Origin of the sequence: Pseudoalteromonas sp. JC28 (genome assembly GCF_013319255.1) — a bacterium.
In the GTDB taxonomy this organism is placed as follows: domain Bacteria; phylum Pseudomonadota; class Gammaproteobacteria; order Enterobacterales; family Alteromonadaceae; genus Pseudoalteromonas.
Window position 1 is genome coordinate 157,463 of the sequence record NZ_QOKX01000001.1, and the last position, 13,797, is coordinate 171,259.

General features: G+C 43.7%; 14 protein-coding genes. All 14 read left to right on the forward strand.

Features of this window, described 5'->3' with window-relative positions; genetic code table 11:
- The first annotated feature begins 157 nt into the window (after positions 1–157).
- The 14 genes from rppH to DS891_RS00605 all read left to right on the forward strand — a co-directional run bounded on the left by rppH (position 158) and on the right by DS891_RS00605 (position 13,789).
- The gene (gene rppH, locus DS891_RS00540) at positions 158–682 is read left to right on the forward strand and encodes an RNA pyrophosphohydrolase (RefSeq protein ID WP_010369331.1); all 525 of its coding nucleotides are present in this window, start codon (positions 158–160) and stop codon (positions 680–682) included.
- A 15-nt stretch (positions 683–697) separates the two neighbouring features.
- Complete coding sequence (gene ptsP / locus DS891_RS00545; protein ID WP_174168520.1) at positions 698–2,986, forward strand: phosphoenolpyruvate--protein phosphotransferase; 2,289 nt, start codon at positions 698–700, stop codon at positions 2,984–2,986.
- 47 nt (positions 2,987–3,033) lie between these two features.
- Positions 3,034–3,843, forward strand: coding sequence for a sulfite exporter TauE/SafE family protein (locus DS891_RS00550; protein ID WP_010606284.1), 810 nt, complete (start codon positions 3,034–3,036; stop codon positions 3,841–3,843).
- Positions 3,844–3,852: 9 nt separating this feature from the next.
- Positions 3,853–4,665 (forward strand): prolipoprotein diacylglyceryl transferase, encoded by an 813-nt coding sequence (lgt, locus tag DS891_RS00555; protein WP_174168521.1) that lies wholly within the window; start codon positions 3,853–3,855, stop codon positions 4,663–4,665.
- Positions 4,666–4,678: 13 nt separating this feature from the next.
- A complete protein-coding gene (locus DS891_RS00560; protein WP_010369327.1) occupies positions 4,679–5,512 on the forward strand; it encodes a thymidylate synthase in 834 nt (277 codons plus the stop codon).
- An 8-nt stretch (positions 5,513–5,520) separates the two neighbouring features.
- A complete protein-coding gene (gene galU / locus DS891_RS00565) occupies positions 5,521–6,405 on the forward strand; it encodes a UTP--glucose-1-phosphate uridylyltransferase GalU (protein ID WP_174168522.1) in 885 nt (294 codons plus the stop codon).
- An 87-nt stretch (positions 6,406–6,492) separates the two neighbouring features.
- Entirely contained in the window at positions 6,493–7,002 is a 510-nt protein-coding gene (locus tag DS891_RS00570) for a hypothetical protein (protein ID WP_174168523.1), read from the forward strand.
- 99 nt (positions 7,003–7,101) lie between these two features.
- On the forward strand, positions 7,102–7,683 hold the full coding sequence (locus DS891_RS00575; protein ID WP_010606289.1) for a DUF4402 domain-containing protein: 582 nt from the start codon (positions 7,102–7,104) through the stop codon (positions 7,681–7,683).
- A gap of 15 nt (positions 7,684–7,698) precedes the next feature.
- Entirely contained in the window at positions 7,699–8,145 is a 447-nt protein-coding gene (locus tag DS891_RS00580; RefSeq protein WP_102056448.1) for a DUF4402 domain-containing protein, read from the forward strand.
- Between the two features lie 63 nt (positions 8,146–8,208).
- Entirely contained in the window at positions 8,209–8,931 is a 723-nt protein-coding gene (locus tag DS891_RS00585; protein WP_017218096.1) for a fimbria/pilus periplasmic chaperone, read from the forward strand.
- A gap of 19 nt (positions 8,932–8,950) precedes the next feature.
- A complete protein-coding gene (locus tag DS891_RS00590; protein ID WP_254605635.1) occupies positions 8,951–11,893 on the forward strand; it encodes a hypothetical protein in 2,943 nt (980 codons plus the stop codon).
- On the forward strand, positions 11,880–12,485 hold the full coding sequence (locus tag DS891_RS00595) for an SPOR domain-containing protein (RefSeq protein WP_174168524.1): 606 nt from the start codon (positions 11,880–11,882) through the stop codon (positions 12,483–12,485). Before DS891_RS00590 ends, DS891_RS00595 begins: the two co-directional genes overlap by 14 nt.
- An 81-nt stretch (positions 12,486–12,566) precedes the next feature.
- A complete protein-coding gene (locus DS891_RS00600) occupies positions 12,567–13,121 on the forward strand; it encodes a FlgO family outer membrane protein (RefSeq protein WP_254605638.1) in 555 nt (184 codons plus the stop codon).
- Positions 13,122–13,135: 14 nt separating this feature from the next.
- Positions 13,136–13,789 (forward strand): FlgO family outer membrane protein, encoded by a 654-nt coding sequence (locus DS891_RS00605; RefSeq protein ID WP_010606295.1) that lies wholly within the window; start codon positions 13,136–13,138, stop codon positions 13,787–13,789.
- Positions 13,790–13,797: the final 8 nt, after the last annotated feature.

The following is a 13,797-nucleotide window of genomic DNA, read 5'->3' on the forward strand; positions in this document are numbered from 1 at the left end:
GTTCGTAATTTGAACTGAAAAACACTTAGTTATGCACAAGTTGTGGGTAACTTGAGAGTATGCTGAGATAATTTAGGTATAGAATGGAATTAAATTTGCCGTGGCGCGGGAGTTGTGGAACAATCATTAAAAATCGACTTATAAATGAGGCACTAAGGTGATTGATGCCGAAGGGTTTCGTGCCAATGTCGGAATAGTGATTTGTAATAATCAGGGGCAGGTTTTTTGGGCCCGTCGTTACGGACAACACTCTTGGCAATTTCCTCAAGGCGGAATAGATCAAGGGGAAACACCTGAGCAAACGATGTATCGTGAACTTCATGAAGAAGTTGGACTTAGGCCAGAAGATGTTGAAATAGTAGCAAGTTCTAAACATTGGTTACGTTACAAACTACCAAAAAGGTTAATTAGACGAGATTCAAGCCCAGTCTGTATCGGGCAAAAGCAGAAATGGTTTTTATTGAAACTTAGGTGTAAAGATGAAGACGTAGACTTATTACGTACGCATCACCCTGAGTTCGATGATTGGCGCTGGGTTAGCTATTGGTATCCAGTACGTCAAGTTGTATCGTTTAAGCGTGATGTCTATCGTCGAGTGATGAAGGAATTCGCTCCGTTTGCGATGCCATTTGGTAAACGTGAACAGCAAGGGCAAAAGGATTTCTGGCGCACAAAACGATAAAAATAGGAGCAGCAGGTGTTAGCAACGTTAAGATCGATTGCTGAGTCAGTGGCACAGCAAAGTGACCTACAAAGCGCGTTAAATTGCTTTGTTACTATGGTCAAAGATGCCATGCACACTGAATGCTGCTCAGTTTATTTTGCCGATTACAGTCAAGATAACTTTATCCTGATGGCAACGGATGGCTTAAACCCTGAAGCAATCGGAAAATTCCGCATGGGATTTACCGAAGGCCTAGTCGGTCTTGTTGCCCAGCGTGAAGAGCCAATTAACGTTGCCCACGCCCAATCACACCCAAGATTCAAACTGTCACCTGAGGTCAATGAAGAAGGCTACAATGCTTTCTTATCAGTACCTGTTGTACACCAGCGTAAAGTGCTTGGAGTTATTGTGGTGCAGCAAAAGATTGCTCGTGTATTTAGCCATGATGAAGAGTCCTTTCTTATTACGCTTTCAGCGCAATTGGCTTCACAGCTTGCCAACACCGAGATCCAAACTTTACTTCAACAAGATGCAAGCAGTCACAGAACCTCAGTGTTAAAAGGGGTATCAAGTGCTCCAGGTATTGCCTTAGGCGATGGTTATGTGGTGTTACCCCATATTGATTTTGCGAGTATTGAACCACAGCATAGTGACAATATTCAGAAGCAAATTCAGCTGTTTCATCAAGCGGTGGCCGCGACTCGGCAAGAATTCCATATTTTAGCCAAAACTCTGAGTGATGATATTCCAAAAGAAGCGGTAGCTGTGTTTGAGGTTTACCAACAACTTTTGGATGCCAAGAGTTTAGGTAAACAAGTAGAGTCTGAAATACAACAAGGCTGGAACGCGAAAACAGCGCTAAAGCTTGTTATCGAAAAGCTTGTGGCTCAGTTTGATATGATGAGCGACCCTTATATCAAAGAGCGTGCGATTGATGTTAATGATATTGGCCTGCGCGTGCTCCAGCATTTAGTCTCAACTGAACAAGCTGTTAAACACTATCCAGATAATACGATTCTAATCGCCCATACTTTGACTCCAACTATGTTAGCGCAAGTACCAAAAGAAAAGCTCAAAGGGGTCGTCAGTGTGCATGGCTCGGCTAACTCTCATGCCTCCATTCTCACTCGTGCGATGGGCGTCCCCGCTATTTGGGGCATAGAAGACATTCCATTATTACAGTTTGATGGTAAGTCTATGATCATGGATGCGTATTCTGGGCGGCTTTATATTTCGCCTTCGCAAATGTTGGTCAATGAGTACGTTGAAATCAAACGTAAAGACAACATTCTGCATGATAAGTTTGAAGCGGAACATGATTTGCCGCCTATTACACTCGATGGTGAGCGTATAAATTTACTCTTAAATGCTGGGCTTGATCTATCGACCGAGACATTAAGCGCCAGTTATTGCGATGGCGTTGGTCTTTATCGAACTGAGTCTTGGTTTATGCAAAAAGGCCAATTCCCAACACAATCGGAGCAAGAAGTCTGGTATCGCGAGGTGCTATCACGTTATCACCCTGAGCCCGTAGTGATGCGGACTTTAGATATCGGTGGCGACAAAATTCTAGATTACTTTGATATCAAAGAAGAAAACCCATTTTTAGGGTGGCGGGGCATTCGTGTATCGCTGGATCACCCCGAGCTTTTCTTGGATCAAATCAAAGCGATGATCAAAGCAAACGCAGGTCTTGGCAACTTACAGATCATGTTGCCTATGGTGGGTCATAGTGAGGAAATAGATGAAGCGATGGCACTCATTGAGCAGGCTTGTTTTGAGTTGCAAGACGAATGGGCCGATCCTTTTTATACCATCGACCGACCAGAAATCGGCGTGATGCTCGAAGTACCGTCTAGCGTGTACTTGTTACCTGAGTGGTCGAAAAAAATTGATTTTTGCTCTGTGGGCAGTAACGATTTGACGCAGTATTTATTAGCCGTTGATAGAACCAACGCGCAAGTAGCGGATCTTTTTGACCCTTATCACCCCAGTGTATTACGAGTGTTAAACCAGATTGCACAGCAGTGTGAATTACACGAGCTGCCTTTTAGCCTGTGTGGAGAATTAGGCGGTGAGCCTGAGGGAGCAATCTTGCTTATTGCAATGGGGTATCGCCGTTTGAGTATGAATATTTCATCACTGAACAAAGTAAAATGGGTGTTACGTAGACTGAGAGTAACGGATATGGAAGCTTTACTTGAAAATTGTTTAGCACAGCCGTCATCTAAGCAAGTGCGCCGAATTATTAAAGAATTTATGATAGAACATCATTTTGCAGAATTACTCTATACCAGCCACCAAGCAAAGGGTGCTTCTTAAGGCTATTTACGCTACCATTACGGCGCTATAAGAATAAGAGCTTGTTGATGGAAACTATTATACTCATCGTTGTACTTTGCGCTTTGCTCGGCTGTGCAGTTGGCTTTTTGGCAGGTCTACTTGGTATCGGCGGCGGGCTGCTGATAGTCCCTATTTTATCTGTCATCTTGACCAAATTTAATGTTATACCCACAGATCAAGTGGTGTTAGTTGCAATTGCGACGTCTCTCGCCTCCATTATTTTCACTTCGACATCTTCAGCCAAAGCACATCATAAAAATGACAATGTTCCATGGCACATTGCTCCATGGGTGATGTTAGGTGTGGCAGTCGGCGCGTTGGGCAGTGGTTTTGCCGCAGTGATGTTGCCTGAAAAACTCGTCAGAATTATTTTTGTGGTTAGTGTTGTGGGCATTGCATTGAAAATGGCTTGGAGTTCCAGAAGACCGCCACAATCAACCAGAGCTATACCGCAAGGACCGATACTTGCGATGCTAACCTCGGTAACGGGGGCGCTGTCTGCAATGATTGGTATCGGCGGGGGAGCATTAATCGTCCCACTACTGACATTTTTCTCTGTTGATATGAAAAAAGCGATAGGATGTGCGTCTGCCAGTGGTATTGTTATCGCTATCTTTGGCTCCTTTGGCTATATCGCCTCTGGCAGCCAACATGTGGATATTGAGCATGGATTTTTAGGTTTTGTCTATTTACCGGCTTTGTTTGGTATAGTGGCAACTTCATGGTTTATGGCGCCTATTGGTGCTAAAGCTACGCACCACTTACCAGTCACAACGATTAAGAAAGTGTTTGCGGCGTTACTCATTGTTATCGCTGGCAATATGTTAATGAATTAAGGAAAGGCTATGGCTTTGCAGTTTCCACAGATAGACCCTGTGATTTTTTCCATCGGACCGTTAAGTGTTCGTTGGTATGGATTAATGTATTTAATCGGCTTTATGTTCGCCATGTGGTGGGCAGGGAAAGAAGCAAAAAAACCAAACTCTGGTTGGAATAAAGACCAAGTTGGCGACCTAGTTTTTTACTGTATGCTCGGTGTGATCTTGGGCGGGCGAATTGGTTACGTGTTGTTTTATCAATTCTCTCATTTTATTGAAAACCCGCTTTATTTGTTTAGGGTGGACCAAGGCGGTATGTCTTTCCATGGCGGTGCATTGGGCGTTATAACGGCAATTATCGTGTATGCGCTTAAAAACAAACGTTCGATTTTATCGGTAGGTGACTTTGTCGTTCCTATGGTGCCTGTTGGGCTTTTTGCTGGTCGTATCGGTAACTTCATTAATGGCGAATTATGGGGTCGCGTAACGGATGTTCCCTGGGCATTTATTTTCCCAACGGGCGGACCACAGCCGCGCCACCCATCACAACTTTATGAAGCGCTTTTTGAAGGGTTGGTATTGTTTGTGATGTTGGTATGGTTTAGGAAAAAACCGCGCCCAGCGGGCAGCGTAGCAGGTCTATTTTTAGCCGGTTACGGTGTGTTCCGCTTCTCAATCGAGTATTTCCGTGAACCAGATGCACATATTGGCTTATATGGTGGCTTTATTTCTCAAGGTCAGATCTTATCCCTCCCTATGGTGATTGCAGGCGCTATCCTTATGGTATGGGCATATAAGCGAGAAAGTAGCAACCCATCTAACGAGCAAGTTAAAAGTTAAAGAGTAGCGAACAATGAAGCAATATTTAGAACTGATGCGCCATGTGCGTGATAATGGCACAAAAAAAGAAGACCGCACTGGCACTGGCACAGTGAGTGTTTTTGGATACCAGATGCGCTTCAACTTGCAAGAAGGCTTTCCGCTTGTAACGACGAAAAAGTGTCATCTACGCTCGATTATCCACGAGCTACTTTGGTTCTTGCAAGGCGATACTAACATCAAATACCTAAAGGAAAATGGCGTTAGCATTTGGGATGGCTGGGCAACGGATGAAGGGGACTTAGGGCCAGTTTATGGCAGCCAGTGGCGCTCTTGGACGGGGCCAAATGGTGAAGTGATAGATCAAATCAAAGATGTTGTAGAGCAAATCAAAACCAACCCTGACTCTCGTCGCCTGATTGTGAGTGCTTGGAACCCTGCGCTTTTGCCTGATACTAACTATTCACCGAAAGAAAATGCAGCGATGGGCAAACAAGCGTTGCCACCTTGCCACACGTTATTTCAATTTTATGTACTAGATGGCAAGCTTTCTTGCCAGCTTTATCAGCGCAGTGCGGATATTTTCTTGGGTGTGCCCTTTAACATCGCAAGTTATGCGCTGTTAACGATGATGATTGCACAAGTTTGTGACTTAGAAGTGGGTGATTTCGTACATACTTTCGGCGATGCCCATTTATACCTAAACCATATGGAACAAGTTGAAGAGCAGCTAAGCCGAGCGCCGTTTGCGAAGCCACAAATGCAGATCAACCCTCAAGTAAAAGACATATTTGGTTTTAAGTTTGAAGACTTTGAACTGGTGAACTACGAATGTCACCCGCATATAAAGGCACCAGTCGCGATTTAGGAACATTTATGAAAGCCGTTATTCCAGTGGCGGGTCTTGGCACCCGCATGTTACCAGCAACGAAGGCCATTCCAAAAGAAATGCTGCCAATTGTCGATAAGCCTCTGATCCAGTATGTGGTAGATGAAGCAGCGGCCGCTGGCGTCAAAGAAATTGTCCTGGTAACCCATTCAAGTAAAAACTCAATTGAAAACCACTTTGATAAAAGCTTTGAGTTGGAAGCAACACTGGAAAAACGGGTTAAGCGTCAGCTGCTAGAAGAAGTACAATCTATATGCCCCAAAGGCGTTACGCTGATCCATGTGCGTCAAGGTGAGGCTCGTGGCCTTGGTCATGCCATCAACTGCGCTGCACCTGTGATTGGCGATGAGCCCTTTGTGGTTATGCTGCCCGATGTATTGGTCGATGACGCTGCATGCGATCTAACAAAAGATAATCTTGCTGATATGATCGCGCGTTTTAAAGCGTCAGGTAATAGCCAAGTGATGGTAGAAGCGGTAGCGCCTGAACTCGTTTCTCAGTTTGGTATTGTGGACTTGGGAGGAGCAGCGCTAGTGCAAGGAGAGTCAGGCGCAATGCAGTCTATTGTCGAAAAGCCTGAACAACAAAATGCGCCTTCAAACTTAGCCGTTGTTGGTCGTTACGTACTTAACAAATCTATTTGGCCACTTTTGGCAAAAACACCGTTAGGTGCTGGTGGTGAAATTCAACTGACCGATGCGATTGCTATGTTGATGGAGCGAGAGCAAGTGGATGCATACTCGCTACGTGGAAAAAGCCATGATTGCGGAAGTAAAATTGGCTATTTAAAAGCGATAGTTGAGCATGCGATGCGAAGAGAAGAGTATTCGACTGAGCTTGCTTCTCTTATCGATTCTATTGCAAAAAGTTAAATGTACCGATATTTGCGGTAAAAGCATTTGGTTATTTACCGCGATTTATGTACCATAGCAGAAAATGGATTTTTGTTATAACTTATTGTGAATATTCAGTTTTTTAAACTTATACTACTCGGCTCTGTAATCACCTTAGGTGGCTGTAGTCATTCAGTTCAGCAGCCCTCGCAGTTAAGTGAGCAACAGCTCAAAAGTATTAAGCGATTGAGCTCGTTAGAAGAGGATCTCTCAAACCTGCTGACTTTGTTAGAGTCTCAAGCTAGCGTCGATAATATCCAAGCAGCATCGACTACTGACATAGAGGTTAAGCGTTATTCCGCCAGTAAACAAAAGGCGAATCAAACGACTGGAATTCAACTCAAGTTGTTTCCAATATCCATCAATTCCATGCCTCAAGTTGAGCAACATCAAGCGCTATTAGTGGCAGTAAAGCGAAAGTTTCCTAGTATATTCTCTGAGGCCGAATTTCGAATTCAAGCATTTGAAATGCGGGATTGGGCAACAGTTTCTGGATTAAGATCAACTCAAGAAGCAAAAATCTACTGTAGACTATTTTCTATCCAAAGCATTGATTGTAGGAGATTAATGCTTTAATTTTTACTAAAGTTTTCCCATTTGGGAACGATAAACAATAAGTCACCAAAAAAATGGCATTGCGGTGATGATAAAAATGACTCCTAAAGGAATTTAAAGATGAAAACACTGATTAAATCTGCGCTTGTTGCAAGCTCTATTTCCGCTGCTTTACTTACTTCTTCAGCAATTGCTAAAGATACTGCCCGTCTTGAAGTTAAAGTAGAAGTTAAAAACTTATTTTCAGCGGAAGCTGGTGATCCGCTTGATTTCGGTATCATTCGAGTGCAGGGTGATGCAGCTGATGTCGCGACGATGAAGATTGAAGCGGATCCAACACTGACCGATCCTGAAATTAAGAATACTGGTGACGCAGTAATAAACCTTATTAGTACAGGTGGAGCAGGCTCTATCAATATCACTGATGCAGCGCCAAACACTGAGCTAACGATTACGGTTCCGGCTGCAACTACGGTTGATAGCGTGGGTAATGCCTCTTTTGATTTAAAGGATTTTGAGTTTTATGTGGTAAGCGGTGCACAACCTAATAGTGAAGTGACAAACAACAAGTTTAGGGTTGATGCAAATGGTGCCGCAACGCTTTCCGTTGGTGCGACATTAAGTACGAAAGCACTTTCTGGAACAGATACGTATGGTGGTGGTGTATACACCAGTAAAGTTGATATCGAAATCGCTTACTAAAACATGTGGCGTTACATGGTACTGGCATTGCTTTTTGCCAGTCACTGGGCCAAAGCTCAAGATATATCGGTCGTTAAGAAATTGAGCTTTGGCACTATTGCGATTATTGACCAAAATAGCGCAGGCACTGTGACAATAGAACCTAATGTTAGGCCACAAACCTCAAGCAATATTCTATTCGTAGAGTTTGGTCATGCGGCAGAAATCCTCTTGACCGATTTTCCTCACAATCGCCAAATTAGCGTCCAATCTACCATTTACAACGACTGGTTTGGATATTGGAATCTTGGTGCATCCGATGCCTTCCAATTGACAGAGCTGTATCACGAGAAGGCGATTTACACCGATAGTGTTGGGTCTGGTGAGTTTAAGGTCGGTGGTCAATTGCGCTTTGCTGGCAATGGTAAATCGCTATCGGATGGAGTGCAAACCTTGAACGTTGAAATAACTTTGTCTTACTAAATTATGAATAAATTAATATTAACGCTGCTTTTGTTTTGTTGCTGTAAAGTAAGCGCCAATCTGATGATCACCCCAACACGGGTTGCTTTCGAAGAGCGTCAGAGAATTGAGAGGGTTACAATCATTAATAATGGTGATGTGACCAAATCTTATCGACTTGAATTTCAAGAGAAGCTAGCACTTAAAGAAGGTGGTTATGCCAACTTTGCCGAGCAAAAAATGAACCCTATGGCTGCAAGCCATTTCATTCGTATTTCACCTAGGCAAGTAACACTAGGGCCTGGTGAGCGTCAGGTAATAAAGCTGGCTGTGCGCAGAAAGGCGAATATGGAACAAGGAGAGTATCGCTCACATTTGCTTTTTAGGGAGCTGCCGAATAATAAAGGCAAGCTGCAAGAAGGTATCAATATTGACGTGCTGATGAGCTATAGCATTCCGGTGATGCTACGAGTTGGCGATGCGAACCCGCAAGTACAGCTTGAGGATGTCATTGTAAGCAACGCGAAAAATGGTCGTCAGGCAATTACGGTACTACTTAATCGAACTGGGAAATATAGTAGCTTTGGCGAATTATCCGCTTATTGGCAGGGGAAAAATGACGTTAAACCGGTGCGGATCGGAGTATTAAATAAGTTTGCCGTATATCCAGAGCTTAATCAAAGGAGTGTAGAATTCTCGATAGACCCTGCAATTAAGCTTGGGCCATCAGGCAAGGTCTTAATCAAGTATGTGGGTGATGAGGAGTACACTGACCGCACCTTTGTAGATGATTCGGTATCTTTGTAGTTTAGGGTAAGCGAACGTAATGAGAGCCCCCGCTATTTGGCGCGCGTTACTAATTGGCATACTATGCTATCAACCTGCTATGGCATCGCAGGTTGATACTTTGCAACAGCTATTAGAACGGGTTGAACGAGTGAAAGCAAAACTTGCGATACAGCAAAGTGAGCGGGTGGTCTCTCGGGTTGATGTTGGTACGGAACTGTTTTTATCCGCTTATAAAGGAAATTTATATTTAGGTGAAGTGATCGCGGTGACGTCGGAACAAGGCGTCAATGTGGAACTCTTGAGCTTGTTTTCAGCTTTGGGCTTTGTGGTATCAGAAGATGTATCAGGAACTTTTGATGGCTGGTTCTTCACACCTGAAAACACCTTTAGTCTTAATGCCAAAGCGCATTTAGTTGAGAGCAAAGGGCAGCGAACGCAATTGAGTGATAAGGAGGTTCAGGTTATCAATGGTGAGGTATTTCTCGCCGATTATATCGTTGCGACCTTATTCGATGTGAGCCTGTTTACCGATATACAGGATTTATCTCTTACGGTTAAAAGTAGGCAAATTCTGCCAATAGAAGCGCAGCAACAGCGATTAGGAAGAGAAGTTGTCAGGTTTGACCGCAATGCCAGCGCAACATTACCGTGGCGACCAAGTCCTTATCAAAGCATCGGTAAACCAGTGCTGGATGCTCAGATAAATGCGCAGGTGACTGAAGACATTAGTCAGACGTCTTATTCCCTTATTGGTTCGCAAGACATCGCCTATTGGCAAGCTCAGTATTTTATTGCTGGTAGAGAGGGAGATGTGATTAATCGCTCACGATTATCCCTAAACCGTGCTTCTAAAAAAGCCGATGTTTTACCGTTTGGCAACTTTACCAAGGTATCGCTCGGTGATGTACAGAGTGTTCAAGTTGGAGTTGATGCGCTAAATGAAGAAGGGCGAGGAGTGAACTTCAGTAACGCGCCGTTAGATAGCCGCACTAACCGTCAGCGTATTGTCATCTCAGGTCCTGTTCAGGTAGGGTGGGACGTAGAGCTTTATCGAAATGGATTGCTAATAGGGCAAGAAAATAATGTTCAATCTGGGCGCTATGAGTTTGAAAATATTGATTTACTATTTGGTGAAAATACCTTTGAACTGGTGATGTATGGAGGGCAAGGTCAAGTATCAAAAGAAGTGCAGACCTATTATGTTGAACAGAGCATCGTAAACGAAGATGAAGGCTTTTTTGCCGTATCAATTACTGAGACGGGCAAAAGTATACTGGGCGACAAGACTGCGGTATCAGGAGCATCAAGCTGGCAAGTAAATGGTCGATTTGACTACGGCCTTACTAAAAATTTTGCGGTGTATGCAGGCTTGCAGCATCGTCAAGGTGTAAAAAATAGCGCCTCAGAACAATACTTTTCTACAGGATTTAACACCAATATTAATAAACGACTATTACTGGATGTTGACTATAGTAAGAGCGAAGCGAACCAACGTCTCTCTGCAAATACTCGAACCCGTCTATTTGGCCAGCAGGTAGGTGCTAAATTTGAGCTAAAGGAAGATTTAGAACGGGATGAAAATGCGACCGAGATAAAATTAACGGCGGCGGGAGATTGGTCTCTTTTTGATGCCGCTAAAATTTACTATCGTGCTGAATACTTTCAGCTTAATAGAGCTAATATAGACACCACCGAGCAAGCGTCGCTGCTGTTTAGCACGGGGAATTATTGGGGCACTTTCAGTAACCAATTTGTGTGGCAAGCGCAGACAGATCAAGCCAGCGATGTGAGTGGCTACTTGCGCTGGCAGCGAAGGATTTTTGGGATATATAGTCGTTTTACTACTTGGTATGACATAGAACCTGCTAATGAAATTACAGCTGCTGAGCTAGAGTTGAGCAAAGCGCTAAGTCCTGAGCTTGATCTTGGCATTACCTTATACAAAGACTTTGCTGCGGAATACTATAAAACCGAACTTGGATTGAGCTGGAACCATGATAAGTTTCGGTTGTTAACAGACTTGCAATACGATAACGATGATAACTGGCAACTAGGCCTCTCTGGACAAGTAAGTATTGGAGCGGGCGAAACCGTAGATCAGGTTTTTTTAACTGGCAAACGCTTGTCGCAGTTTGGCTCTTTGATGATTCGTGCTTTTATCGACCAAAATAATAACGGCTATCTTGACGATGGGGAGTTACCGCTGAAGGGGGTAACTATAAAAGCATTGCAAAACTTTGCACAAGGTAAAACTGACGACGACGGTGTGGCTCTATTACCCGCAATGGTTAATTACAAACGAACAGATATTATTGTTGACAAAGAAACGATCCCTGAACCCTTTTTAATTCCCGCTAATGATGGCTTTTCATTCACTCCAAGACCCGGTCATATTGAATATGTTGAAATACCATTTGTAAACTCGTCGGAAGTTGAAGGTATTGTTGAAATCAATGAGGGTACTGAGCGCCGACCTGCAGGATTCACTACCGTGAGTTTACTTGATGAAACGGGTAACGAAGTCGCGCGCACTCAGACGGCATATGACGGCTACTATGTATTTACTGGTTTGAAGCCTGGGACTTACCGTACAGCAATAAGTGATGCGAAAAGGCTCGCGGTAGCCAGTACTCAACAGATAGAAGTGGAGTTAAGTGCAGAGGGAGACTTGCTGCTTGATGTAAATCACGAATTACAACGACAGCGCGCAACCACGCGAGAGTTTGCTGTAGTTGGACGCTTCAAGACATTAACGATATTAAAAGTGTACGCGGCGATTTTGGCTAAGCGTTATCCCGCGTTATTAAGCGGTGGTTTTGGGTATGCGGAACAAGAAGGCGACGCCACTTATTTACTTATATTAAGAGATGACGCCACACAAAATGCGGCAAATATTTGCCAAAATCTACTTCCCTTCAAAGTTTCTTGCACGGTGGAAGCCTTAACTATTTATGAAAGAGAAAACAATGCAATCAATTAAGTGGCATCTCATTATGCTCAGTTTCGTTGCGTTAAGTGGTTGCCAAGCAACTGCGAGCAAGAGTCAACTTGACTCATTACAAATGAAGAAGCAGATATCTTTATTGGAACAGCAGGTAAGCACCTTACAACAAGAAGTAGAACAGCTCAGAGCGCTAAAACAGCAGGTTGCTAGGTTTGAAGAAGTGCAGGAAGATTTAGATGTTATTGCGATGCAGCTATCAAATTCGCTTGCAAAGCAAAAGCATGCTGAGCTTTTAGCAGAGCAACCCGAGCAAGTGATAGAGCAAAAAACAAAGCCCACCGAGAAACAAAAACAGCCTGTCGAGATAGCTGAATTCGCAATTCAATTGGCCTCTACAACGGAATATACCAAGCTTAGGCAAACCTACGAGCAACTCAAGGATAAGTTACCGCAAGACTTTGCAACAAGCGAAGTGAATATCGAGCAAATAGATATTCAAAATACGAAATATTATCGGCTCAAATTAGGTGCATTTGCAGATAAGGCCTCTGCATACAAAGGTTGCCAGCAACTTAAGCGTGCAGGTTTAAGCTGTTTGGTTAGCCATTACACCAGTCATCGACTTTAAAACTTGGTGCGTATTTTGCATTTTATCCAATAAGTTTATCGTGGGCTTGGTGAAATGAAATATCTAGCACTCATAGTGATTATGTTGTTGGCAGGGTGTACAAACAGCCAACAGGTCGGCAAAAGAGAAGCGATCCAGCAGCAAGAAATCTTACCTGACTTAGATGGGGTTGGCGCTCAGTTAGCCGCGGAACTCGGGCAGTATGTACGGCCGTTCAAGCCGAACTCAACGGTTGCTGTGACGAGTTTTTTTAAGGCTAATCAGCTGGATGATACCGTTGCTGGGCAAGGTTCAGGCTTGAGCGTGGCCTTGCAAGAATCCCTCATGACCCATTTAAGTCAAATGGGGGCAGATGTCGTGGAATATCGACTCAGAAACGCTTTATCTTTACAAAGTTCTGCCGATAGTATGTTAAGTCGAGAATTGAATGTGCTGAATCAGCGCCAGAAAATTGACCTCGTGGTGGTCGGGACAATCGTAGAAAGTCGTGATACCTATTTGGTCAATGCGCGGCTGGTTGATACGTTACATAATCGAGCCGTCTCAGCCGCATCAATCAGCATTCCAAAAGCTGTTATGTGGGGTACGGAGCGTGTCACAAATCGTGACGGTCAGATTATACGAAGCCAATATTAGTGGAGATGAAAGTAATGAAAAAAGTATTAAGTTTGGTTTTGCCGCTTTCATTGATGGTTGGCTGTGCTCAGAGTAGCTTTTTTGCGGTGGATAATGCTCAGGCTGAGCCCGTGCGTAATGGCTTTGAAAAATCTTCGATGTATCAAAGTAATCCAAACGGTATGAAACAATTCTCTGTTTCTCAGCAAATGGCTGGTAAGAATGTCACTCACTATGTTCAAAGCATTATGCAAGACATGGTAGCAAACTTGAAACACGTGAATGAGAAAACGCCGGTAGCAGTGACAAGCTTTGTATTTTTAGATAAAGAATTTGATAAAGGTTCCTTGCTGGGTAACCAGTTGGCTGAAAGCTTTATCCATGAGCTTCATGCGTTTGGGATCCCTGTTGTGGACTTTAAAACAACAGACTATATCCGGGTGACACCTGAAGGCGATTTCATTTTTAGCCGTGACTTTTTAGAGCTATCTGACGACCATCCTTTTTTGTATGTGCTAGGTGGTACTTTGGTGAATCATCAGGGCGGGGTTATGGTTAATGCCAGAGTGGTTGGGCTTAGAAGTAAAAGTGTCGTGGGTTCTGCTCAAGGCTTTTTACCGCAAAACGTAGTTAACGCCCTACAAGATGGTGCGGCATACGATGGCATTCGTATAGAGCGTGCGAACTAATTCGGAGG

What these genes read in the sequence shown, in the direction of transcription:
- DS891_RS00550 (WP_010606284.1), top strand. Translation starts at nt 3,034, where the DNA reads ATGGAAACTATTATACTCATCGTTGTACTTTGCGCTTTGCTCGGCTGT.
- lgt (WP_174168521.1), top strand. Translation starts at nt 3,853, where the DNA reads ATGGCTTTGCAGTTTCCACAGATAGACCCTGTGATTTTTTCCATCGGA.
- DS891_RS00560 (WP_010369327.1), top strand. Translation starts at nt 4,679, where the DNA reads ATGAAGCAATATTTAGAACTGATGCGCCATGTGCGTGATAATGGCACA.
- galU (WP_174168522.1), top strand. Translation starts at nt 5,521, where the DNA reads ATGAAAGCCGTTATTCCAGTGGCGGGTCTTGGCACCCGCATGTTACCA.
- DS891_RS00575 (WP_010606289.1), top strand. Translation starts at nt 7,102, where the DNA reads ATGAAAACACTGATTAAATCTGCGCTTGTTGCAAGCTCTATTTCCGCT.
- DS891_RS00580 (WP_102056448.1), top strand. Translation starts at nt 7,699, where the DNA reads ATGGTACTGGCATTGCTTTTTGCCAGTCACTGGGCCAAAGCTCAAGAT.
- DS891_RS00585 (WP_017218096.1), top strand. Translation starts at nt 8,209, where the DNA reads ATGATCACCCCAACACGGGTTGCTTTCGAAGAGCGTCAGAGAATTGAG.
- DS891_RS00590 (WP_254605635.1), top strand. Translation starts at nt 8,951, where the DNA reads ATGAGAGCCCCCGCTATTTGGCGCGCGTTACTAATTGGCATACTATGC.
- DS891_RS00595 (WP_174168524.1), top strand. Translation starts at nt 11,880, where the DNA reads ATGCAATCAATTAAGTGGCATCTCATTATGCTCAGTTTCGTTGCGTTA.
- DS891_RS00600 (WP_254605638.1), top strand. Translation starts at nt 12,567, where the DNA reads ATGTTGTTGGCAGGGTGTACAAACAGCCAACAGGTCGGCAAAAGAGAA.
- DS891_RS00605 (WP_010606295.1), top strand. Translation starts at nt 13,136, where the DNA reads ATGAAAAAAGTATTAAGTTTGGTTTTGCCGCTTTCATTGATGGTTGGC.